This window comes from Pseudomonas protegens, assembly GCF_013407925.2.
Lineage (GTDB): Bacteria > Pseudomonadota > Gammaproteobacteria > Pseudomonadales > Pseudomonadaceae > Aquipseudomonas > Aquipseudomonas fluorescens_AP.
Window position 1 is genome coordinate 878,908 of the sequence record NZ_CP060201.1, and the last position, 23,668, is coordinate 902,575.

General features: G+C 60.4%; 20 protein-coding genes. 12 read left to right on the top strand and 8 right to left on the bottom strand.

What is annotated here, in order from left to right; translation table 11 throughout:
* Positions 1 to 99: 99 nt before the first annotated feature.
* Together GGI48_RS04025 and GGI48_RS04030 are read left to right on the top strand one after the other, a co-directional pair.
* Entirely contained in the window at positions 100 to 642 is a 543-nt protein-coding gene (locus tag GGI48_RS04025) for a PQQ-dependent catabolism-associated CXXCW motif protein (RefSeq protein ID WP_179597116.1), read from the top strand.
* A gap of 47 nt (positions 643 to 689) precedes the next feature.
* Entirely contained in the window at positions 690 to 1,355 is a 666-nt protein-coding gene (locus GGI48_RS04030; protein WP_011060504.1) for a response regulator transcription factor, read from the top strand.
* Between the two features lie 27 nt (positions 1,356 to 1,382).
* Here the strand turns inward: GGI48_RS04030 and nahK are convergent, their stop codons facing one another.
* From nahK to GGI48_RS04050, 4 genes are all read right to left on the bottom strand, one after another.
* Positions 1,383 to 4,040: a hybrid sensor histidine kinase/response regulator NahK/ErcS' gene (gene nahK / locus GGI48_RS04035; protein ID WP_179597118.1), complete on the bottom strand. Its 2,658-nt coding sequence runs from the start codon at positions 4,038 to 4,040 to the stop codon at positions 1,383 to 1,385.
* Positions 3,970 to 5,133, bottom strand: a complete 1,164-nt coding sequence (gene nosP, locus GGI48_RS04040) for a nitric oxide-sensing protein NosP (protein WP_179597120.1) — start codon at positions 5,131 to 5,133, stop codon at positions 3,970 to 3,972. Before nosP ends, nahK begins: the two co-directional genes overlap by 71 nt.
* Positions 5,134 to 5,469: 336 nt before the next feature.
* Complete coding sequence (locus GGI48_RS04045; protein ID WP_179597122.1) at positions 5,470 to 6,654, bottom strand: porin; 1,185 nt, start codon at positions 6,652 to 6,654, stop codon at positions 5,470 to 5,472.
* A 208-nt stretch (positions 6,655 to 6,862) separates the two neighbouring features.
* Positions 6,863 to 7,900: an Ldh family oxidoreductase gene (locus GGI48_RS04050; protein WP_179597124.1), complete on the bottom strand. Its 1,038-nt coding sequence runs from the start codon at positions 7,898 to 7,900 to the stop codon at positions 6,863 to 6,865.
* A 131-nt stretch (positions 7,901 to 8,031) separates the two neighbouring features.
* On the opposite strand from GGI48_RS04050, the gene GGI48_RS04055 reads away from it, so the two are divergent.
* The 6 genes from GGI48_RS04055 (at position 8,032) to GGI48_RS04080 (ending at position 13,294) form a co-directional block, all read left to right on the top strand.
* Complete coding sequence (locus tag GGI48_RS04055) at positions 8,032 to 8,907, top strand: MurR/RpiR family transcriptional regulator (RefSeq protein WP_047285528.1); 876 nt, start codon at positions 8,032 to 8,034, stop codon at positions 8,905 to 8,907.
* Between the two features lie 16 nt (positions 8,908 to 8,923).
* Positions 8,924 to 9,676 carry a transporter substrate-binding domain-containing protein gene (locus GGI48_RS04060; protein WP_123723547.1) on the top strand — a complete coding sequence of 251 codons (753 nt, stop codon included), beginning with the start codon at positions 8,924 to 8,926 and terminating at the stop codon, positions 9,674 to 9,676.
* 86 nt (positions 9,677 to 9,762) lie between these two features.
* Complete coding sequence (locus GGI48_RS04065) at positions 9,763 to 10,482, top strand: ABC transporter permease (protein WP_179597126.1); 720 nt, start codon at positions 9,763 to 9,765, stop codon at positions 10,480 to 10,482.
* Positions 10,479 to 11,189 (top strand): ABC transporter permease, encoded by a 711-nt coding sequence (locus tag GGI48_RS04070; RefSeq protein ID WP_016962591.1) that lies wholly within the window; start codon positions 10,479 to 10,481, stop codon positions 11,187 to 11,189. The genes GGI48_RS04065 and GGI48_RS04070 overlap by 4 nt, the downstream gene beginning before the upstream one ends.
* Positions 11,190 to 11,235: 46 nt before the next feature.
* Positions 11,236 to 12,477, top strand: coding sequence for an NAD(P)/FAD-dependent oxidoreductase (locus tag GGI48_RS04075; RefSeq protein ID WP_179597128.1), 1,242 nt, complete (start codon positions 11,236 to 11,238; stop codon positions 12,475 to 12,477).
* A 16-nt stretch (positions 12,478 to 12,493) separates the two neighbouring features.
* On the top strand, positions 12,494 to 13,294 hold the full coding sequence (locus tag GGI48_RS04080) for an amino acid ABC transporter ATP-binding protein (RefSeq protein ID WP_181956932.1): 801 nt from the start codon (positions 12,494 to 12,496) through the stop codon (positions 13,292 to 13,294).
* A gap of 775 nt (positions 13,295 to 14,069) precedes the next feature.
* Here GGI48_RS04080 and GGI48_RS04085 read toward each other — a convergent pair.
* A complete protein-coding gene (locus GGI48_RS04085; RefSeq protein WP_260620618.1) occupies positions 14,070 to 14,648 on the bottom strand; it encodes a hypothetical protein in 579 nt (192 codons plus the stop codon).
* Positions 14,649 to 14,994: 346 nt separating this feature from the next.
* Here GGI48_RS04085 and GGI48_RS04090 point away from each other — a divergent pair, with 346 nt between their 5' ends.
* From GGI48_RS04090 to GGI48_RS04100, 3 genes are all read left to right on the top strand, one after another.
* The gene (locus tag GGI48_RS04090) at positions 14,995 to 16,299 is read left to right on the top strand and encodes an SIR2 family protein (RefSeq protein ID WP_179597130.1); all 1,305 of its coding nucleotides are present in this window, start codon (positions 14,995 to 14,997) and stop codon (positions 16,297 to 16,299) included.
* On the top strand, positions 16,296 to 18,017 hold the full coding sequence (locus GGI48_RS04095; protein WP_179597132.1) for an ATP-binding protein: 1,722 nt from the start codon (positions 16,296 to 16,298) through the stop codon (positions 18,015 to 18,017). The genes GGI48_RS04090 and GGI48_RS04095 overlap by 4 nt, the downstream gene beginning before the upstream one ends.
* Before the next feature lie 413 nt (positions 18,018 to 18,430).
* Positions 18,431 to 18,877, top strand: coding sequence for a GNAT family N-acetyltransferase (locus GGI48_RS04100; protein WP_179597134.1), 447 nt, complete (start codon positions 18,431 to 18,433; stop codon positions 18,875 to 18,877).
* A 200-nt stretch (positions 18,878 to 19,077) separates the two neighbouring features.
* On the opposite strand, the gene GGI48_RS04105 is transcribed toward GGI48_RS04100, so the two are convergent.
* Complete coding sequence (locus GGI48_RS04105) at positions 19,078 to 19,818, bottom strand: ion channel (RefSeq protein WP_179597136.1); 741 nt, start codon at positions 19,816 to 19,818, stop codon at positions 19,078 to 19,080.
* 754 nt (positions 19,819 to 20,572) lie between these two features.
* Between GGI48_RS04105 and GGI48_RS04110 the strand changes: the two genes are divergently transcribed.
* Positions 20,573 to 20,881 (top strand): hypothetical protein, encoded by a 309-nt coding sequence (locus tag GGI48_RS04110; RefSeq protein ID WP_179597138.1) that lies wholly within the window; start codon positions 20,573 to 20,575, stop codon positions 20,879 to 20,881.
* A 454-nt stretch (positions 20,882 to 21,335) separates the two neighbouring features.
* Here the strand turns inward: GGI48_RS04110 and GGI48_RS04115 are convergent, their stop codons facing one another.
* Both GGI48_RS04115 and GGI48_RS04120 read right to left on the bottom strand, forming a co-directional pair.
* Complete coding sequence (locus tag GGI48_RS04115; protein ID WP_260620619.1) at positions 21,336 to 22,526, bottom strand: MFS transporter; 1,191 nt, start codon at positions 22,524 to 22,526, stop codon at positions 21,336 to 21,338.
* A gap of 109 nt (positions 22,527 to 22,635) precedes the next feature.
* Positions 22,636 to 23,661: a methyltransferase gene (locus GGI48_RS04120; RefSeq protein WP_179597140.1), complete on the bottom strand. Its 1,026-nt coding sequence runs from the start codon at positions 23,659 to 23,661 to the stop codon at positions 22,636 to 22,638.
* Positions 23,662 to 23,668 lie beyond the last annotated feature (7 nt).

Below are 23,668 nucleotides of genomic sequence, written 5' to 3' on the forward strand. Positions count from 1 at the left end.
ATCTACGACTTTGGTACTGCTTTTGCTGTCGATGGTCGCATTCACAAATGCCATCGCCCTGACATGTAATGGGCGCATAACAAGAAGGACAAAACCCTTATGCCCCGTGCCCTGCAGACCCTGGCCCTGCTGTCCCTGAGCCTGACCCTGGGAATGGCCCAAGCCGAGACTCCGCTGTTTTCCGCCGACGGCTATCGCACCAGCCTCTACCGCAGCCCGACGCCCACGCAGGTAGAGGCCGCGCAGATCATCGACACCCAAGGCTTGCAGGCCCTGCTCCAGACGCAACCCAAACCCCTGCTGATCGACGTCTATCGCCGGCAATGGCTGCAAGGCCGCTTCATCGACAGCGAGCCCCACGCCAACCTGCCCGGCAGCCACTGGCTGGCCAACACCGGCGACGGCGAACTGAGCCCCGAGTGGCAGCACCACTTCAGCCGCTACCTGCAACAGCTCAGCGCTGGCAACCGGCAACAACCGCTGGTGTTTTATTGCCGCGCCGATTGCTGGCTGAGCTGGAACGCGGTAAAACGCGCCGCAGCCCTGGGCTATACCTCCCTCTACTGGTATCGCGACGGCCTGGACGCCTGGGAGGCCGCCGGGTTGCCCGTGGTGGCGGCCCAGCCGGAAGCCTTTCCCTGAAAGCCGCCAGTGTCTCCCGCACAATCACAATAACGAGGTGAAAGGCCATGTATAAAATTCTGATAGCCGACGATCACCCACTGTTTCGCGAAGCCATCCACAACGTCATCAGCGACGGATTTCCCGGCAGCGAGGTGATGGAAACCGCCGACCTGGACAGCGCCCTGGCCCTGACCCAGGAGCACGACGACCTGGACCTGATCCTGCTCGACCTGAACATGCCCGGCATGCACGGCCTCAACGGCCTGATCACCCTGCGCAACGAAGCGCCGACCATCCCCGTGGTGATCGTCTCCGCCGAGCAGGACAAACAGATCGTGCTCCAGGCCATCACCTACGGCGCCGTCGGCTTCATCACCAAATCCTCGGCGCGCTCGCAGATGACCGAGGCCATCGAACAGATCCTCAACGGCAACGTGTACCTGCCGCCGGACATCATCCGCACCCAGAAAAGCCAACCGGGGCGGCGCAGCAGCGAGACCCCGAGCTTCCCCCCGGAACTGCTGCAGGCCCTGACCCGCAAACAGCTCTTGGTGCTGGAACGCATGACCAAGGGCGAATCCAACAAGCAGATCGCCTACACCCTGGACATTGCCGAAACCACGGTAAAGGCCCACGTCTCGGCGATTTTGCGCAAGCTCAACGTGCACAACCGGGTGCAAGCGATCCTGAGTGCCGGGGACATCGATTTCGGCGCCTACCTGCGGAGGTGAAGCAGCGGCAAGCCTCAAGCTTGGCGCTTACAGCTTGAAGCTCGCCGCTTGAAGCTTGCCGCTCAGCAAGTGGCTGATGGCGGTCTTGAGTTTCATCGGGCGCACCGGTTTGTGCATCAGGGTGTGGCCCAGTTCGCGCAGTTGCTGTTTGAGCTCGTTGCTGTAGTTGGCGGTGATCATCATCGCCGGGATCGCCAGGGCGCGCCGGGCGTTGATTCGCGCTACCGCATCGATGCCGTTCTGTTGCTGGTCGAGGTGGTAGTCGGCAATCAGCAGGTCGGCCTCGGCGCGGTAGTCGTCGACCTGGCGCGCCAGGTCTTCTTCGGACAAGGCGGTGATCACCTGGCAGCCCCAGCCTTCAAGCAAGGTGCGCATGCCGGCGCAGATCGCCGCGTCGTTATCTAGCACCCAGATCCGCGCGCCCTGCAAACGTTCCAGCAGGGCATCGCCCAGCTCCAGGCGCGGCGCTGGCAAGGGCGCGCTGGCGCTGAGCGGCACTTGCACGCTGAACACCGAACCGCGCCCGGGCCAGGAGCGCACGCCGATGCGGTGCCCGAGTATCCCGGCAATCTTCTCGACAATGGCCAGCCCCAGGCCCAGGCCGCGGTCCTGGTCGGGGCGCTGTTCTTCGCCGCGCTTGAACTCCTGGAAGATTTCTTCCAGGCGTTCGGCGGCGATGCCCATGCCGCTGTCCCAGACTTCGATCGACAGCCAGTGCCCCTGGCGCCGGCAGCCCAGCACCACGCGGCCCTGGCGGGTGTAGCGGATGGCGTTGCTCAACAGGTTGCGCAGAATCCGCGCCAGCAGCTGGATGTCGCTGCGCACCAGCGCCGAGCAGGCCACGAAGTGCAATTCCAGGCCCTCGCTGCGGGCCACCTGGGCGTACTCGGCGGCGAGGTTTTCCAGCAGTTCGCTCAAGGCAAAGGGCGCGATATCGGCCTTGATCACCCCGGCATCGAGCTTGGAAATGTCCACCAGGGTGCCCAGCAGGTTTTCCACGTCTTCCAGGGAGTTGCTGACGTTGCGCACCAGGGCGCTGCTGGCCTGGGGATCGCGACGCTCCAGCAAGGCGCTGGTGAACAGCCGCGCGGCGTTCAAGGGTTGCAGCAGGTCATGGCTGACCGCGGCAAGGAACTTGGTCTTCGACAGGTTGGCCCGTTCGGCCTCGGCCTTGGCCTCGCGCAGCCGCGATTCCACCCGGCTGCGCTCTTCGATCTCGCGCAGCAGTTGCTGGTTTAGGGTGGTCAGCTCGGCGGTGCGTTCGCGCACCCGCAGCTCCAGGTTCTGGTAGGCCTGATGCAGCGCCTCGGCGGTGCGCCGGCGCTCGGTGATGTCGCGGATCAGCACGAAGATCCCCACCACTTCGCCATTGGCCAGGCGGTTGGGCACGTAGGAACGCAGCATGTAGCGCTCCTGGTTGTTGACGTTGGTTTCGGCGAATTCGAAGGTCACGCTTTCCCCGGCCAGGGCCCGTTCCACATAGCTTTCCAGGCGCCGGTAGTGCTGTTCGCTGTGCGCCTCGCGCAGGCTCTGGCCGAGCATCACGCCCCGCGGCCAGCAGTACCATTCCTCGTAGACCTTGTTGGTGAACTCGTACACCAGGTCGGCATTCAGGTAGGCAATCAGCGCCGGTACATGGTCGGTGATCAGGCGAATCCAGCGCTCGCTTTCGCTCAGGGCCTCGGCGTGCTGGTAGCGCTCGGTGATGTCGGTGAAGGTGTTGACGAAACCGCCGGTGGGCAGCGGATGGGTGCGGATCTCCAGCACCCGGCCATCACTCAGGCGCTGCTCGCATTCGTGGATCGGCCGGCCGTTGGCGTCGCGGCTGTCGGGGCTCAGCAGGCGCAGTTCGCTGTCGCCGATGACCTCGGCAAACAAGCGGTGCGCGGCCACCGGGGCCAACCCGCTGAGTTCGAGGAAGCGCCGGTTCCACAACTCCAGCACGCCCTCGGCGCTGACCATGGCCACGCCCTGGGACAGGTTGTCCACCGCCCGTTGCAGCAGGTGGGACTTTTGCGCCACCGCCTGCTCCCGGCGCAGGGTTTCGCTGTGCTTGACCTCGGTGATGTCGGTGAACAGGATCACCCGCCCGCCTTCCCGGGTCGGCCGCTCGCTGACCTGCAGCCAACGGCCGTTGTGCAGGCGATACAGCAGTTGTTCGTCGCCGGCGCTGCGCGGTTCTTCGCTGAACAGCCCGGTGCTGGTCATCAGCCGGCGCACTTCCGAGAGGCGCATGCCGGCCATGATCCGCACCCGGCTGTGGCTCCAGAAGGCGCGGAAGCGGCTGTTGAACAGGACGATGCGCTGCTCCTGGTCGAACAGCACGAAGGCGTCGGAGATGCTCTCGATGGCGTCGATCAGGTGCTGGTGCGCCGTCTCGGCCCGCAGCCGCGCTTCGCTGAGCAAATGGTTGCCGGCCTTGAGCTCGGCCATGGCCTGGTTCAGGGCGTCGGTGCGTTCGCGCACCTGCTCGGCCAGCACCACCGAATGCTGGAACGCCGCATAGGGGTCGTTGCCGCGGGTGATGCCGGATTCGACCCGTTCGATCAGCGCCTCGTTGATCCGCCGCAGCTTGCGGTTCTCGCTCTGCAGGCAGTCGAGCTGCGCTTGCAGCTCAGCGGCGGGCCGGAGTTCGACTGCGGGCAATGGCGACCCCGGTGAAGGTCTGGTTGATGTGCATGCCATTGAACTGTTCTCCGTAGGTGTTGAAACCCATCACCCGTTGTTCCCGCAAAAAGGCCCCGATCTGCTCCAGGCTGCCCTGCCCCTCCAACTCCAGGCGGCGCAAAAAGCAGTCGCAGCCAATGGTCAGCAACAACCCGCCGAGGCGCTGCTGCAAGCCGTCGAACAGCTGTTGCAGGTTGGGCAGTAAGGGGCCGGGGGTCATGGCGGTGAGGACGATGCCGTTTTCCACCGCGCAGTAGAAACTCAGGCTCAGGTCCGGGTGCACCTGCTGCACCGCGCGCACGTAATAGTGCTGGTTGATGCGCACCGCCAGGGGGTGGGCGGCGAACACCCGATGGTCGAGCTGCGCCAGGGGCACGCCGATCAGCCGCGCGTACTCCTCGGCGGCGGGCTCGGCGTTCAGTTCATAGACCCGGCGCAAGGTACTGTCGGCGCCGGTGACCACCAGTTTTTCTTCCCGGGGCTGGATGTGGTGGGTGGTGAACACCTCGAAATCCAGCCAGGTGTTGACCAGCACCACCACCGCCGCGCCGCTGTGGAACTCGCCGCCGTAATACACGTGGGTGTGGGTCAGGTAGTTGTCATCGCCAGCCGAACCGCCGAAATGCGGAATGTCCCCCAGGGCCGCGCTGAGGGCCGCCAGCACCATCTCCTCACGGCTCGACAGGCCGTCCAGCAAAGTCAGGGCGAAGCTGTTGCCCTTGATCGGCGCCAGGGTGTTGCTGCGGCAGCGGCCCACCAGGCGTTCGACCATCTGCTGGGCGTCGATCAGGCTGAAGTGCTCCATCTGGTCGATCAGTTCGGCGGCGATGGAAAAGTGCCGATGGTCGAAGCCGATGGCGGTCACGCAATTGCGCCCGTAGCCCTGCGGGGTGATTTCCCCGGCGCTGGTGCAGCCCACCAGGGGGATGCCGCCGAAGCTCTGCTGCAGGGCCGGGCCGAGGGTTTGCAGGGGGTATTCGGCGGAACAGAAGAACAGCACGAAGCCCAGGTGCGGATGCAGCAACTGGCTGGCCAGGTCCTGGGCCACCTGCTGCGGATCGACGGCCTGGGACATGGCACTGACCACGCCCTCGCTCTGGGCTTGCTGCATCGTCGCCTCCGGCGCGGGTTGTCTGAGCAATGAGTGTACGAAGCCGGCCCCGGGGCACGAATGCTACTTGGGTAGCGGGTAGCCGGTTCCATGGGCGTAGGCGCGGGTTGTGGCGAGGGAGCTTGCTCCCGCTCGGGCGCGCAGCGGCCGCAAACCCTGAACCCGCGATCTACCAGATAGACCGCGGATTCAGACCTTGGGAAGGCTGCGCCTTCCAGCGCGAGCAAGCTCGCTCGCCACAAGGGCGTGGGCAACCTCGCGACTGGCGGCAACCCAGAGGCCACAAGAACAGACGCAAACCACTTGCAGCTTGCCGCTTGCCGCTTGCCGCTGCTTTTACCAGGTGAGCACCGCACCCACGGCGAAGGTGTCGGTGTTTTCGTTCTGCGCATTGGTGTGGTGGCCGTCGATCTCGAACTGGTTGTATTCGGCCACCAGCTTGAGGTTGTCGTTGATGTCGTGGAACAGCGCTACGCCCCGGGTCTGGTAGTCGGCGCCGCTGCCGACCACGCCGTTGCCATCGTCCTTTGTCTTGCCGTAGGACAGCGCCAGGCGGTTCTTGCCGAGCTTGTAAGAGCCCTGCAGCAGGTAGCCCTTGCTGTCGACATTGCGCAGGGTGGCCTCGCCGGCATTGTTGGTGAAGAACGGGTTGATGCCCTTGGCCTGGAACCCGGAACCGGTCAGGGACAGGCCGCCCATCTTCGCCTGCAGGCCATAGCCCAGGCCCTTGGAGGTCACCGACTGCACGTTGGGGTCGGTGTTGTCGGAGGTCTGGTAGCTGCCGTTGAGCCAGCTGTAGAACTTGGCCCCGCCCAGGTCGAACTGGTAGGTGATCTCGCTCTCGGTGCGCGGGTTCTTCTGGTAGGCCTTGCCTAGGGCGCTGCTGTCGTTGGTGTCCACCGGGTCGAGGATGCCCACCGCCACCCTCAGGCCGTCCATCACCGGGCTGCGATAAGTGATCTGCGACGAGGGAAAGGGATAGGGATAACCGCTGCCGATGTTGCCGAACGACACCCCGCCGCCGTCCACCAGCCCCAGGCTGTCGCTGACCTGGCCGTACCCGGCAAGCATTTCATCGAGCAGGATGTTGGAACGGGCGAACAGACCGAAGTCCTTGCCGATCAGCACCTCGCCCCACTCCGGGTTGGCCACGGTGCCGTAGAACTGGCGCACGTCGATGGCGGTGTCGGTGCCGTTGGTTTCGCTGTCGTTGATGGTCACCCAGAACGAGGCCCGGGCGCCGAGCTTGAGGTCGTCCACCTGCTTGCCCATGTTGAAGCCCAGGTAGTTGGGCAGAAAGCCCATCTTCACCCGCGCCTGACGGCGGTCGTACTGGTCGCCGGCGCGGTCGACCTGGCTGTTGACGTAGAAGGCATTGATGTAGCCGTCGGTGGAAAAGGTGGTCTGGTCCTTGTCGTACAGCATGATCTCGGCTTCGGCGACAGTGCCCAGGCCAAGGGTCGACAGGCCGACGAGCAGGGCCGGAATCAGAGGGTACTGGCAGTTCTTATTGTTATGCATGGCGCGCTCCGCAAACGGGGGACGAAATGTCGGAGGCGATTATCGAAACGCCCCAAGGCCGCCCATAGGCTGCCTTGGGGGCAAGTTCACGGTGCTTTGGAGGGGCTGGCAGGGAGCGGCAAATCCGATCCACGACCGGCCCGCTACCGGGCCCACTACCGGGAGTAGCACCAAGGGTTTATCGACCCCGGTGCCAAGGGATAAGGCCTTAAGCCTCGGCCGCCAAAGCGCGCAGTCGCGCCAGTTCGGCAACGGCCAGGGGAATGCCGTGCTCCAGCGATTTGGCCCGGGTGCGGTAGCGCCGGTCGCCGGGCATGCGCTCCAGGCCCACGGCCTGCATCTGCCGCACCAGCTCGCCGCTGCGCTGGGCAAAACGCCCACCACCCAGGTGGTTGGGGTCGATGACGATCAGCAGTTGCCCGGTCCAGGGCGTTTGCGCCCCCGGGTGTTGCGACCAGTCGAACTCGAAGGAGAAGTTGCCGCCGGTCAGCGCCGCCGCCAGCAGCTCCACCATCATCGACAATGCCGAGCCCTTGTGCCCGCCAAAGGGCAGCAAGGCGCCGCCGTCGAGAATCGCTGCCGGGTCGCAAGTGGGCTGGCCGTCGCGATCCACCCCCATGCCCGGTGGCAACTGCTGGCCCTGGCGCTTGGCGATCTGCACATCGCCGTGGGCAATGGCGCTGGTGGCCAGGTCGAAGACAATCGGCTCGGCGCCCTCGCGGGGGGCGGCAAAGGCAATCGGGTTGGTGCCGAACAGCGGGCGCTGGGCGCCGTGGGGCACCACGCAGGTCATGCTGTTGACCAGGCTCAAGGCCACCAGGCCTTCTTCGGCGAAGGGCTCGACATCCGGCCACAGCGCGGCGAAGTGATGGGAATTGCGAATCGCCAACACCGCGATCCCGGCGCTGCGGGCCTTGCTCAACAGCAGCTCGCGGGCCGCCGCCAGGGCCGGCTGGGCGAAGCCGCCGGCGGCGTCCACCGCCACCACGCCGGGGGCCACATCCTCCACTTGCGGCAGCGCCTGCCCATTCACCCAGCCACTGGCCAGGGACGACAAGTAACCGGGAATGCGGAACACCCCGTGGCTGTGGGAACCGTCGCGCTCGGCGCGGGCGCAGTTGTCTGCCAGCACCCGGGCCACCTCGGCAGAGGTGCCGTGGCGAAGAAAAATGCGTTGCAGCAAGTCGGTCAAGGCCGGCAGGTCGAGGTACTCGACATCAGCCTGCGCCAGGGTCGCGTGGGACATGGAGGCTCCATTGGAATTGTTATTGGAAGGTGCCTGACTATCGCGTCACGCCAGTTAACTGTCAAATATTGACTTCATGACAGAAAACATTCATTTTCCATTGTCAACGGCCCACAAGAATGAAAACAACCATGAGCCAACCCATCAAGCAACGCCTTGAAAGCAGCCTGTCCAGCGCCACCGCGTCGGGCCGGGCGATTGCCAGCTACATGCTGGCCAACCTCTATGAACTGCCCTTCCAGACCGCCGCCGACATCGCCGAAAAACTCGGCGTCAGCGAATCCAGCGTCGGGCGTTTCTGCCGCGCCATCGGCTACAGCCATTTCAAGGACCTGAAAAACGACCTGAAGAACGACCTCGGCGAAGGCCCGTGGCTAGTGGGCGACCGCTTGCAGGAATTTCGCCAGCAGCCCAACCCGGCGGCCCAGGGCCTGCCCCGCAGCTTCGAGCTGGAAGTGGCGGCGCTGGTCAAGGTCTACGAATACAGCCTGACCCCGGCCTGGCAGACCGTGGTCCAGCGCCTGGCCAGCCGGCGCCGGGTGTACGTGGCGGGGTTCCAGACCGAGCGCGGCATCGCTGCCTCCATGGTCCACCTGCTGCAATACCTGCGCGACGGCGTGCACCTGGTGGACGGCGCCGCCGGGCATTTCGCCGACGTGCTGCTGAGCCCCGCCGAAGACTGCGCCCTAGTGGTGTTCGAGGCCCGGCGCTATTCGCGCCACGCCCTGACCCTGTGCCACAAGGCCCGCGAGGCGGGGATTCCGGTGACCCTGGTCACCGACACTTTCTGCGACTGGGCCGAGCAGAACGCCGACGAGGTGTTCCGCGTGCCCACTGAATTCAACCTGTTCTGGGAGTCCACCGCGGCCATGCTGTCGCTGGTGCACCTGTTGGTCAACGAGGTGTGCAAACACCTGGGACCCGAGGTGGAAAAACGCCTGGAAGCCACCGCTGCCCTGCATAACGAGTTTGTTGGTTACACATCGTCCGCCCGACCAAAACAATAAATAACCGAGGTGCTCCATGAACAACGTCCTCCGCTTCGCCGGCGCTTGCGCCCTGGTCATCGCCGCCTCCACGGCCCAGGCCGAAACCTTGAAGATCGCCACCGAAGGCGCCTACCCGCCCTTCAACTACGTGGACTCCAACAACCAGCTGCACGGCTTTGACGTGGACATCGCCAACGCCCTGTGCGAGCGCATGAAGGTTGAATGCCAGATCGTTGCCCAGGACTGGGAAGGCATCATCCCGGCGCTGCTGGCGAAGAAATACGACGCCGTGGTGGCCTCGATGATCGCCACCGACGAGCGCAAGAAGAAGATCGCCTTCAGCAACCACTACTACCGCACCCCGCTGTCGGTGGCGGTGCCCAAGGACTCGGACATCACCGACGCCCAGACCAACTTCAAGGGCCGCACCGTGGGCGCCCAGGCCTCCTCGACCCAGGCCATCTACGCCGAGGACCACTACGGCCCGGCCGGTGCCGACGTGAAGTTCTACCCGACCCTGGACGAAGCCAACAGCGACCTGGCGGCCGGGCGCGTGGACGGGGTGATCGCCGACAAGTTCCCGCTGCTGGCCTGGGCTGAAAGCACCGGCAAGGATTGCTGCAAGATTATCGGCGACGTCAACGGCACCACCGCTGACGCTTCCATCGCCGTGCGCAAGGAAGACAACGCCCTGCGCGAGCGCCTGAACAAGGCCCTGGACGAGATCGTTGCCGACGGCACCTACAAGAAAATCTCCAGCCGCTACTTCGCCTTCGACATCTACTGACCGCCCGCCTTTGCCGCTGCCCTTGCCCCGCGTTCCCTTGAGCGCGGCGGCGTCCTGCACGGTTTATTTTTCCAGAGGGTTCGCGCATGTTCGAACAGCTGTCACTCCTGTCCTTTGCCAGCGGCGGCTGGGGCTCGGCCTTGCTCGCCGGGGCCCTGGTGACCATCGCCCTGGCGCTGGCCTGCGTGCCCATCGGCCTGCCCCTGGGCCTCGCCGTAGCCCTGGCCGCGCGCTCGAAAAACCGCTGGGCGCGGGCCTGGGCCACGACCTTTTCCACGGTGTTTCGCGGCCTGCCGGAGCTGTTGACCCTGCTGATCATCTACTACGGCTGCCAGATTGCCGCGCAGAAGATCCTCGGCGCCCTGGGCTACCCCGGTGAAGTGGCGATCAACACCTTCGTCGCCGCGATGATCGCCTTCAGCCTGGTGTTCGCCGCCTTCTCCAGCGAGATCTGGCTGGCCGCGTTCAAGACCCTGCCCAAGGGCCAATATGAAGCCGCCCGCGCCCTGAGCCTGTCGCGCCGCACCACCTTCACCCGGGTGCTGCTGCCGCAACTGACCCGCATCGCCCTGCCGGGGCTTTCCAACAACTGGCTGTCGCTGCTCAAGGACACCTCCCTGGTCTCGACCATTTCCCTGGTGGACCTGATGCGCCAGACCAACCTCGCGGTCAGCGTGACCAAGGAACCCATGCTGTTCTACAGCGTGGCGTGCTTTGGCTACCTGTTCTTCTCGGCGCTGTCGGGGCACCTGTTCAGCTTTCTTGAACGGCGCTTCAACCGTGCGCAACGGAGCCTGCAACCATGAGCCTGGATGACCTGCTGAACCTGTTCCTCAACCAGGAACTGCTGGAACGCTACGGCCCGCGCTTTATCGACGGCCTGCTGGTGACCGCCAAGCTGGTGGCGATTTCCTTCAGCCTGGGCGCCGTGCTCGGCCTGCTGATCGCCCTCGGGCGGCTGTCCAGCAATCAGTTCCTGCGGCGTTTTACCGGGGCCTACGTGTACTTCTTCCGCGGCTCGCCGCTGCTGGCCCAGCTGTTCATGCTGTATTACGGCCTGGGTTCGTTCAAAGGCTTCTGGCAGGACGTGGGCCTGTGGTGGTTCTTCCGCGATGCGTGGTTCTGCACCCTGCTGGCCTTCACCCTGAACACCGCCGCCTACCAGGCGGAGATCCTGCGCGGCAGCCTGCTGGCCGTGGCCCAGGGCCAGCGCGAAGCCTGCAAGGCCCTGAGCCTGTCGCGCTGGACCGCGTTTCGCAAAGTGATACTGCCGCAGTCGCTGCTGATCGCCATCGGGCCGCTGGGCAACGAGCTGATTTTGATGATCAAGGCCAGCGCCATCGCCTCCCTGGTGACCATTTACGACCTGATGGGGGTGACCAAGCTGGCCTTCTCCCGCAGCTTCGATTTCCAGATCTACCTATGGGCCGCGGTGCTGTACCTGCTGATCGTCGAAGTGGTGCGGCGCAGCCTCAAGTACCTGGAAGGCCGCCTGGGCCGGCACCTGAACTGAACCCTTGAGCGGGCCGCCGCGCGGCCCCTGTCATAAGGACTGAAACATGCATTGCCAAACCCTCGTCCTGGGCGCCGGAATCGTCGGCGTCAGCAGCGCCCTGCACCTGCAGGCCCGCGGCCGCCAAGTAGTGCTGCTGGACCGCCAGCCCCCGGGCAACGGCACCAGCCACGGCAACGCCGGGCTGATCGAACGCGCCAGCGTGATTCCCTACGCCTTCCCCCGGGAAGTGACCAAGCTGGTGCGCTACGGCCTCAACCAGCAATCGGACGTGCGCTACAGCCTGCGCCACCTGCCCAAGGCCGGCCCCTGGCTGCTGCAATACTGGCGCCACTCCTCGCCCAAGGGCCTGGCCGCCGCCACCCGCGCCATGCTGCCGCTGATCGAACGCTGCGTGAGCGAACACCTGGCCCTGGCCCGCCCGGCCAACATGCTGCAACTGATCGCCGACGGCGGCTGGCTCGAAGCCTTCAACGACCAAGAGGCCTTCGACTTCGCCCAACGCGCCGCCGCCGACCTGCGCGACTACCAGCTCAACTACCGGGTACTGGACCGCGCCGAACTCTTGACCCTGGAACCCGGCCTGCACCAAGACGTGGTGGGCGGCCTGCACTGGCTCGACCCCAAGACCGTCAGCGACCCCGGCGGCCTGACCCGCGGCTACGCCGAACTGTTCAAGCAACGCGGCGGCCAATTCGTCATCGGCGACGCCCTGAGCCTGACCCAGGTCGAAGGCGGCTGGCAGGTGCACAGCGAACTCGGCCCCATCACCGCCCAGGAAGTGGTGGTGGCGCTGGGCCCGCAAGCCAGCGGCATCTTCGAACCCCTGGGCTACCGCATCCCCCTGGCGATCAAGCGCGGCTACCACATGCACTACGCCGCCCTGCCCGGCACCCGCTTGCAGCACCCGATCCTCGACCCGGTGGGCGGCTACGTCCTGGCGCCGATGGTGGGCGGCATCCGCCTGACCACCGGCATCGAATTCGCCGACTGCGACGACCCGATCAACGAAATCCAACTGCGCCGCTGCGAAGCCCTGGCCCGAAACTTCTACCCCCTGGGCGAACGCCTCGACGCCGAACCCTGGCTGGGCCGCCGCCCGTGCCTGCCGGACATGTGCCCAGTGATCGGCCCCGCCCCGCGCCACCCCGGCCTGTGGTTCAACTTCGGCCACGCCCACCACGGCCTGACCCTGGGCCCGGTGAGCGGCCAGCTGCTGGCGCAAATGGTCACCGGCGAAACGCCTTTTACCGACCCCACCCCCTACCGCGCCGAGCGCTTCAACTGACCGACGGAGAACCGCCATGCAGACCCAGACCGCCCCGCTTCCCGCCGCCTCCCAAGCGCCCGCCCAGCCCATTGCCGACCCGCGTGAAGTGGTGATCGATATTGCCGGGCTGAACAAGTTCTACGGCGCCTTCCACGTCCTGCACGACATCGACCTCAAAGTGCGCCAGGGCGAACGCATCGTCCTCTGCGGGCCTTCCGGCTCGGGTAAATCGACCTTGATCCGCTGCATAAACCGCCTGGAGATTGCCGAAAAAGGCCGCATCCTGGTGGACCGCACCGACCTCTCGCAAAACACCCGCGAAGCCGCCCAGGTGCGCAGCCAAGTGGGCATGGTGTTCCAGCACTTCAACCTGTTCCCGCACATGAGCGTGCTGGACAACTGCACCCTGGCACCGATGACCGTGCGCGGGTTGTCGCGGAAAAAAGCTGAAGAACTGGCGCGGGGATTCCTGGCCAAGGTGGGCATCGAGAACCAGGCGAACAAATACCCGAGCCAGCTTTCAGGTGGGCAGCAACAGCGCGTGGCGATTGCACGGGCGTTGTGCATGGAGCCGAAGATTATGTTGTTTGATGAACCGACCTCGGCGCTGGACCCGGAGATGGTGAGTGAGGTGTTGGATGTGATGGTGAAGCTCGCTGGCAGCGGCATGACCATGCTTTGTGTGACTCATGAGATGGGGTTTGCGCGGCAGGTGGCGGAGCGGGTGTTGTTTCTTGATGGTGGGCGCATCGTTGAAGATGCGCCGCCGGAGGCGTTTTTTGGGGCGCCGAAGAGTGAGAGGGCTAAGGCGTTTCTTGCGCAGATTGTGCATTGAGGTAAGTGGACAAATCCGTTGCTGCGGTAACGGCCACTTATGGTTTCGCTCTTACAGCGACTCACTTTGGAAGAGCCCCAAAGTAAGCAAAGGGCTCCTGCCCCTCCACTCGGTGCCTCGCCTAGGCTCGGCATGCCCTCACTCCGGCATTGAACCGTGGGCCGCCGCAATGGGCCATCCATGGCCCAGTGCGGCTAACCCGGCGTCCTGCCGGGTTACCCACGGCTCAATGCCTGCGTTCGGCCATCGTGTCTAAAGGGGCAGGAAGATCAAAAGCCAAAGCAAGAGCAAAAGCAGACGGCGGCCTACCGGCCGGCCTGTTTTAATGCTGTGTGCGTTACATGTAGCCGCTGCCGAAGGCTGCGAACGACCTCGAAGCGGGCGCAGCGATCTCAAGGGAGGCTATCTATACAGTTCGAACTTCGAGTGACACTCCACGTTATCCCTCCCAGGAGTCCTGGTACCTACCAGCACAAAAAGAAGGTCCTGCACCGCAATACCTGGAGCAGCCCCTCAGTCGTCACCCATGACCAAGAATGAGCAGAGGAGCAAATCGATGGACCGAAAATATTGCGTGCTGCAATGATCACGGCCAACAGCAAACGGCCATTAACAAGCATTCGTGACGGACAGTTATCGGCCACAAGCGGTCGTTCTCGCGCGGCGGTTTTCGACCCAAAGCGGTCGTTCCCAAGGAGCAGCTATAGGTCGAAAAAAGCATCCATGTACGGCCGGCATCATTCAACCCGTAACGGACGTTACCGCATTCAGAAAATCAGCCCTGTTTAGTGGCGGACAACCGTTCATAAATGCGATGCAGGTATGCCTGGTAGATGCAAAAAATGACCAGCAACAATCCAGCTCCGGCCTCAGCTTCCGTGGCTAAAAAAGGCTTGATTGAATACGCTGAACGGGATGCGCTTGAAAGACTTCCTGACGCCTTCAAGCTCTCCGCTAGCTCTTGAAAATTGTCATGGAGCTTATTAAGCAGAGGTAGAACCGATGAAGAGTCAAAATCTATATTGACCTGATGGGCGAGCTGATTTCGAATATTCTTGATCGCTCTGAGGATCGCGGCATCCCTTTCAGAGATTATCGACAGGAGCAACGCGAGTTGGATCCTGGCACCAAACGAGCCACACGGTGCACGGCCATCGCCGTTAATGCCTAGAAACGAATGTATTTCCTGCTCTGGCCCTGTCAGCGTCATGGATAGAATTTCGACAAGTGCGAGATCGAGAACCGCGCCGGCAGTAATAGCTAGCTCACGTCTCGGCAGTCCTCGATAATCTTCGTAAATTCTATCTGCACCAGGGAACACATCCCGCATCCACTGCTCGATTTTCCAAGCCATTTCACCTCCTAAACCCCTATCCGAAAGGCCCTGACCGGGGCCCATGATGGTCTACCTTGCTTGTTTACAGTACGCGATGTACGCACCTGCAGCATGCGGATCTATGACGTCCTCCACATCCTGAGAATGCCCGGTAGGATGTTTAGGGCTGTCGAGGCCGGTTGCCATTTAGGAGAAAATGCTCGACCTAAAGAGGGATTTGATAAAGGCGAGACATAATGCCCTTCCGGCGTCGTAGCACCGATGTCATTATGCCAACACTGCGTTGCCCACAGGTTTCATCACGCGCACTCGACTGGCCCATAGCACGCCATCGGGATACGCCACACCTTCAAGGATCGTGTTGATGTCCAACGAAAGCGCCCCACCAGCCGCAACCTCTTCTGAAGATGCCATAGCCCCCCCGCCACCTGCTGACAAACCTGTGGAGCTTGATGCCAACCGCAAGGGCCTTCAGGCCTACTTGGCACCAGGGGCATCTGATTGGGCGCCTTTGAATGAAGAAGCCTATATCGTCCTCAAGGGCGCACCACCACCTGATCCTGCAAGGATCGTTTCCAACCGCACAGCGCTGTCGGACATGCTCGCTGCGGCACTGCAAGTTCCCAATCTTGGCTTTTTGGCAGGAAGTGGGACTTCGCTTGGTGCACCAGGCGGGCCAAGCATGTGGGATCTATGGAAGCGCTCCATGTGCACACCCGGCTCAGGGGATCCCACTGAAGCGGCAGCGCGCGTGATGGATGTGGTGCGGTACAAAGAAATCATCAATCCAAACATCGAGCACTTCCTTTCTCAGTGCGACGCCTATCTCGCCTTCAACAAAGACGTGACCGTTGAAGGGTTCGTCAGCGAGGTCAAAGCAGTCATCCTGGATGCATGCTCGGCATTCCTTCGGGCCCCGAACGCCGAAATTTCTGCATACAGGCAGTTGCTGCAGAAGCTGGCGAGACGACGAGTCCGAGATCCTCGCCTGAAGGTCTTTACCACAAACTATGACATGTGCTTCGAGACAGCAGCCTCTGACCTCGGGATGATGGCCATTGATGGATTTTCCTATACCCGTAGGCGGCGGTTCGATGGAAAGCATTTCAGCTACGACATCGTCAGGCGAGAGGTGGAAGGTCATGAGTTCGCCGAAGGTGTGTTCCAGCTACTGAAGTTGCATGGATCGGTCAGTTGGAGCAGAGAGGGAAAAGACATCTATGAGGACACAGCGCCTACACCTGCGAACGCGTGCCTCATCTACCCAGCCAAAGGCAAATACCAGCAGGCATTCCTGCAGCCTCACCTAGAGCTTCTGTCGCGCTACCTGGAGTTTCTGCGTCAGCCCAACAGTTGCCTCATCGTGGCGGGCTTTGGCTTCAACGATGATCACCTCTCCGAGCCAATCTTCTCAGCCATCCAATCTAACCCGAGTCTGAAACTCATACTCTGCGATTTCCAATGCATCACGCACCTGCATAACCGGGGACACCATGGCTCAAGCGACTATTGGGGCAGATTCCATGACCTCGCCAAGCGTGGCCTGGACATCCACTTCGTCAGTGGTTCGTTCAGCGATCTGGTCAGCCACATTCCGCACCTGAGAACAGCTTCACCAGCAGAGCAGTTGGCGAATGCCGTCAGGCGCCTGGGGAGCCAAAACGCATGAGTGCTCTCGACGGGATTCTGGCCAGCAATCTCAAAATTGGTGTGGTTTCGAGTGTGAGCGCCCACCTGGTAAAGACGAACCTGGCGCATGCCGGGAATGTGAGCGGCCAGTACTTGGGCCACAACCGTTACGGCAAAGGTGAGGTCGGCGAGCTTGTGCTCGTTGAAGGCCAGCAAGCAGTGCTGCTAGGTCGCATAACTGAGGTGACGCTGCCTGACAGGGATCGCTCGGAGATTTCACAGGACTTTGCCGGTAGCCGCCAAATCGATGCAATCGGCTTCATACGCCTTCTGGGCTCCGTAAACCCGCATTCATTGCGAGTCACAGCAGGAGTTAGCTCATACCCACGACTTGGCGATCGGGTCTACTCCGCCCCCGGAGAATTTATTTCTCAGATCCCTTTGTTGACCTCAACGGGGGTAGACGGTGCGCCACCTGAGGTAGCGTTGAGTCTTGGTCACGTTGCCGGGGATGGCGGATTTCCTATTGCCGTCACTCCCGAAAAAATATTCGGACGGCACTGCGCAATCTTGGGTTCCACAGGCGGAGGCAAGAGCTGGACGACATCCAAGCTGATCGAGGAGTGTCGCCGCTTCTCAGCCAAAGTCGTGCTGATCGATGCCACGGGCGAATACCGATCGCTCGTTGGCGATGACACGGTTCATTGCCACCTTGGCAGCCCTCTCCACCTGGCTGGAGGCTCTGTAGAAGTCGCGATTCCGCCGACGAGCTTCACCGAGTCCGACTTCATAGCCCTCTTCCAGCCATCGGGCAAAACCCAAGGCCCTAAGCTGAGGGAGGCGATCAAAAGCCTCCGACTCGTACATCTCGCACCTGATCTGTTCCCGAAGCACATCGTCTGGAAGGTAGACCAATCGAAAGAGGTCTATCGCGAGGCCATGAACAGAGGCACCAATGCAAGTCTGGTAGGAAATCCAACAACGCCATTTAACCCTCGCAAGCTGGTACCTCAGTTGGTGCAGGAGTGTTGCTACCCGACCGCTTTCAACGACTCAGAGCGTTTTGGGGGTGCAAGTAACGAGATCTCACACTGCTCATCCCTGATGACCCGCATCCTCGGCGTGATGGAATCGCCGTCGCTGGGCTGCGTCTTCAGTCCCGCTGCCGGCCTTCCCAGTTTCGTAGATCAACTGGACAACTTCATTAACAGCGACAAGAAACTGTTCAGGGTCTGCTTGAGCTCAATTGGATACGAGTTCAACGCCCGTGAGGTTGTGGCCAACGTTATCGGCAGACTTCTACTGCAGCGAGCCCGGGGTGAGGTTTTCAGGAAAAGGCCGTTAATCACCATCCTAGACGAGGCCCATAATTTTCTGGGCAAAACCGTCGGAAACGAGGATGACCTACAGAATCTGGATGCCTTTGAACTGATCGCGAAGGAGGGTCGAAAATACGGGCTGAACATTTGCCTGGCGACCCAGCGACCGCGCGACATAACCGAAGGCGTGCTCAGTCAGATGGGTACCCTGCTCGTCCACCGGCTCACGAACGACCGTGACCGTGAAGTCGTTGAACGAGCGTGCGGTGAGATTGATCGCTCCGCTGCAGCATTTCTGCCGAACCTCAAGCAAGGCGAGGTAGCGATGGTGGGTGTGGATTTCCCGATCCCGGTTACGATTCAAATCAGTCGACCAACCCAACCTCCCATATCGGATGGGCCAAGCTTCCAGAGTAGCTGGGGATCACCGGGGCACTGAACTGATGCGTATGGGGCATGCCCTGATCAGAGCGTGAGCAACCTGGTGATGAACAAGTTGCGCACCGATCCCAGTGCTCCATCCAAAACGACTTTTACTTCTGTCTTGATGAATGCCTTAACCAAAGCATTGGATGAGTCTGAGCAAGCGCGCAGGGCGTTGGACTCACGGCTTGGAAGTTAGAACTGCTTTCCTGCCGGCAGACCCAAGATCCACAAATTGCAAGGTATGGAATCTGCTTCGGGTCGTTTGAATCGCCCCTAAATTAGTAGCCTCTTGATGGTAGCTCCTGGCCGGTAGCGGTTAGGGTGAACGGCAGCTATGGTCGGTAGCGGCCACTTGCATCGCTCATAGCATGCGTCCGATGCATCCTCGATCAGCCAAAAGGATTCACACTGAATCAGGGATAATGAATGAAACTAATCGAGATTCAACAGATTACGCATCTGCCGGCGGAAGTTCTTACCTTGGAGAAAGAGGCAGTTGCAGAAGGTTTCAGGTTTCTTACGCGCCTGATTTCGGAGTGGCACTCTGGAACTAATCGCTTCAATGCGCCCGGTGAATGTCTCATGGCTGCGTATTCGAACCAGCAAGTCATAGGAATCGGAGGACTATCAGTTGATCCCTATAATAACCCCGATACCGCAAGGCTCCGGCGAGTGTACGTGGCACCTGCGGCGAGGAATCAACACGTCGGTCAGGCGTTGGTAAACGCGTTGGTTGCACAGGCTGCTCTTCACTTTCAGAAGGTGCGTCTTTCCACCGATACTTCTGGAGGCGACGCGTTTTACCTGCGCTGCGGTTTCATGCGAATAGAAGATGTCCATGCCACTCACATCATGGAGCTGGTCAACGCCTGATCAGGCAGATTTCGGCCAACTTTGTTGAAAACAGTCGGATTTTTAACACGCTTTAACTCAGGCACAACCGTCATTGGAGAAATTGGCAGCGAAGGCTGAAGCGGTATGCATAATTCGTTGGTGCTCGATTCGACCCCGAGGAGGTTCACCATTCAAATGAAAAAATTGCGCATTCTTTTCTTTTGAAGGACGCGAGCCCCCTAGGATGCTCTGATGTCCGGAGCGGGGCTAGGCGATGTGCCACCACCCCGCCGTCCAGACCTGGATACCACCGACGACACGAAGCCTGCCATCACGAACACGCAGATCAACAGTTGTAACGCGATCAGACTACGCACCAACCTTGAGTTGCCGACCACATCACCATACGTAGTTGTCGTGGAAATACCGATACTGAAAAAGAGGAAATCCAACCATGATACGGCGTCTAGGCGTTGTTTGCGCCACGTCTGGGCAACGTCGATGAGTTCTGTACGCTTCTCGCTAAGCAGCTCCCAAGCCTGTTCACGCTCACGGGCCTGGGCTTGGGTCTTGTCATGCAGTTGATCCATCTGTGCCATAAGCTGGGGATCGCCAAACTGCCCGATGTTGCTGATGAAATATCGGTGAGCCTCGGCCATTTGTTCAGCCTGGACGACCCGCATCTCTGCAAGCTTCACCCTCAGGTTAGCTTCCGCGACACCATAATCCCGCTCTGACGAGTCACGCTCCGAAAACGCCTTCAACACTCGCTCGGCATCAACAACACTTCGGCTAGCCTCTGCGGTAATGTCCAGCCGATAATGCTCGCCATTGGCCATGGTGATAGTTTGATTGCGCCTGCCGACCTCGGCGAGTTCTGCGCGACCAGAGTCGACTTGCTGGTCCAACGACCTTACCTTGAGGTCAAGTTCGTTGATTCCGGCTTTGATGCCTGCCAGCTTTGCACTGATCTCACCCATGTTAGGAGCACCGGTCGTGGCGTGAGTATCCATTTCCTGCCAGGCAAGCAACGGAATATCCGACAGTGGGTCCAAGTTCAGTTAACTGTTAATGATAAAACTGTCTGGCCGGGCTCCCCAGATGGCGTAGTACGCCCCACTAAACAGCAACACAATTGCGAGATAGCTCAACAGCCATCCGTTTATTTTCTTGAACACTGCCGAACATTGCCTCCGAACCATTTGAATTTAGACAAGCGAAGCATTTTCTAGGACGCGCATGATAAGTCCTGTGGGCGGCTAGCGCCTGCAATGATAGATGAAAACACTTTTCGTCCTTTTTCGTCCTCGAGAAGATTTGGGACGGATCACAGACTTACGGGGCGGATTTATTTTTCCTACTCTAAAGGACCGCTTCTGGCCGATAGCTGTCTCTCATACACGCCTGAAAAAACAGAACGCGATTTACCTTACCGCAGCCATTGCTGCCGCTAGACACACCCACTCAAACATCCCCTCCAATCCACCGTTGCTGGTCCCCACTCCCCGCCCCTATAGTTCCCCCTCGCAGCAAAATCCGCGACGACCTTGGCCGGTCGAAATACAACGCAGCATCAGCGTCAACAACACCTTTGCAATCACCTTTCCGGTGCCCGCGACAAGATGTTATGACAGCTGTGCGCGGTGATTCTCCGGTCGTCATAGGCGCGCACAGCGGTCATTTTCTTCGTCGTCGGCAACTCAGGTGATTGCTCCCTGCACAGGAGCTGTACCGATGATTGACCAGCCACTCTCGCGCTTTACCGCCGTCGACACCCACGACGCCAACCAAGCCGTTTTCTACCTCGACACCCAAGCCTCTCTGAGCGATCTGGCCAGCAGTGCGGCCCATCGTTTCACCGTGGTGCGGGATCTGATGGACACGCTGTCCACGCTTAACCTGAAAGACATTGCCGACTGCGACCTGACGCGAGTCACCCGAGGGGTGCATCTGCTCACCCGGGAGGGTTGCGCGGTGCTGGAGGTGATTCAGTGGCGAACAGAGCAAGAGCCCTGCACGCCATTGAACTCAACAAGCGCGTAAAACGCGCTTGGCTTTGCTTTGGCTTTTGATTTTCCTGGCTATTCAGGAAGCCGAGCGCAGGCGTCAGCAAGGGCTGATGTATGGCTTATGGGCCAATTCGTCGGCAAGCCGACTCCTACGAAAGCGCGTAAAACGCGCTCGGTTTTGCTTTGGCTTTTGATCTTGCTCTTGCTCTTGCTCTTCCTGCCCCCTCCAGAAGGCCGAACGCAGGCATTGCGTAGGGGGCAGCTCGGCATGGATGCCGAGCTAGCCGCCCCAGGCCATGGATGGCCTGTGGCGGCGTGCCCCCGGAGCAATGCCGGAGTGAGGGAACGCCGAGCCTAGGCGAGGCGCCGGATGCGAGGGCAGGAGCGTTTTGCTTACTTTTGCGCTTTTCAAAAGTGAGTCGCTGTAAGAGCGAAACCCTAAGCGGCCGTGACCGCAGCAACGGATATCTACACAGAACCGTATGAAGTCAGGTAGTGCGAGCGCCGACCATTCGAAAGCCCATGAGAGAAATCGTTATCTGGACAACCAGAACCAGACACAGCAATACCGCTGCCATTCCCCAATCACCGTGGTCGGCGATAACCCCCAACGTCGCGATCATTATCGTGGCGCCAATATTGCCGACTAACCAGAAAATTGAGGTCGCCGTCCCCGACCTGGAGAGTCCGGCAGTGTCGGCTATCAGTTGCAGCAGAAGAGGCAGCGGAGATAACAGCGCGGCACCGATCACGATCCCTGCCAGACTCAATATCCAAGGGGAACCCGAGGTGAAAAGCAGTACCGTGCCTCCCCCTGCCAACAATGAAACCCCGGACAGAATGCCCCCCACGGTTGCACCGCTACGAACCAGTAAAGGCATGAACGTCATACCCGCGATACCACCGGCCAACATCAGAACAACGATAAATCCTGAAACCTGGGCATCGATCCCCTGACGCAACAGGATCGGCTCCAGCCATGTCGTAATGGCGGAGAAATAGCCGTTGGTTAAAAAAATCATCAGCAAAACAGCCATGAACGGAGCCGTGCGCAATAAATCGACACCCTCCGCCAGTAAACGGCCGCCGGACTTGGTCGGAGCGGACGTTGTTTGCACAAGAGGGCCATCTCGCGGGACATAAATGAAGGTCAATAGTGCAATCAGCCCCAGGATCGCGACGTCAATCAACAACGAACTGCTGATGTTCCCCTCCTCCGTCAACGGGACAATCATGAACGCGGAGCCTATACCCAGGAAAATCACCATACTGAACAGCGTCGTGACCCGCACATGTTCATCTTCAGAAAACCAGGTGATCATCAACTTGACGAGCAGCGACATGGTCAAGGGTTGAACAAACCCGAACAACAGTTGGCCGGCAAGCAGGTATTCATAATGGGGTTGTAACACCCGGATCAATGCCGCCAACAACATGGCAATGGCGGTGATACGCAACGCTGTTTGCACCGATATCCGGTCAATCAGGCCACCGCTGGGAAGTGCCAGCGGTAATGCAAGTGCCGTCACAGCCAAAGACAATGAACCGACTTCCCCATAAGTAATACCGTACTGGGTGGACACCTGATCCGTGATAGGCGCAAAGCGCATCCACTCATACTGGGTCAACGCCAGCATGCCGGAGTAAATACAAAGAATACGGTAACGTACTGGGATCACTTCAATCTCCCGCAAGAAGACACAAGTGAAGTCCGGAGCGAATGCGCCGGACCTTGAGTTCACACTGTGCAATCAAAACGCCCTCACAGGGCATTGGTTGTCAGCAACCTTAATACTTGATTCCGGTTGCCAGGCTCCAGTCACCGTATTGCGTGCGGGAAACTGTAATATCGCGAAAACCGGCAATCGTCAGCAGCTCCCTTATCTCGGTCTCTGACAATTGCTGACCCTGGGTCCAAAGCAACATGTTCGCGTTATAAGCCGCGACATTATGTGGGCCGGTCTTTTCTTTATTAAAAAACATCTCATGAAGAATGATATGGCCGCCGCTGGGCAGTGCATCAAAACTCTTTTTGGCCAGAAACAGACACTTGTCCAGCGGCCAATCATGAAAAATATCACTGTAAAGATGCACATCGGCGGCTGGATACTCAGACGCCCAGATGTCTCCTTTATGGGTTGTGATGCGCCCCGCCATCCGGTACTGCTCGACGTAGGTATCGGCAATATCGCAGACATAGGGAAGATCAAAGATCACGGCATTCAGTTCAGGCCATTTCTCCAGCGCACAAATAGAGTGAACACCCGAACCACCGCCTACATCCAGAAGACAGGTATACCCGGACAGATCAATCCGACCCGACCAGGCCCGAGCCGGTCCTTTGCTTTTACTGTGCATCGCCTTGGTGAAAATTTCGCTGTGTAACTGGTCCTGCGCATTGTTCTCAAACAGATCAGTCTCACCGAACAACCCGGACTCTCCACTGAGCATCGACTCTTTGAAGAATGCGTAAGAGAACGCATCTTCTTTGTAGCGTGCGGATTGCAGGACCCCACTGAACGAGGTCTCCGACTTTCGGGTCAGAAACGCTTGCGCCAAAGACGTCAGGCCATAGCACTCCCCACTCTTCTCAAGCAGCCCCTGACTGGTGCACATAGCCACAAGCGCCTGTGCGGCCCGAGGTGCCAGTTCCAATGCCGAGCCGATTTCACCCAGCCTCAGCGCTTTGCCTTCAAGCAGATCAAACAGGTTTACTTCATCCGCAAAAAACAAGGTGTAGGTATTGATAAACCCGAAGTAGATATCAAATATCTGTTTATCACTGTGATGCTCCGTGTGCACTGTACTGTCCATGTAGATG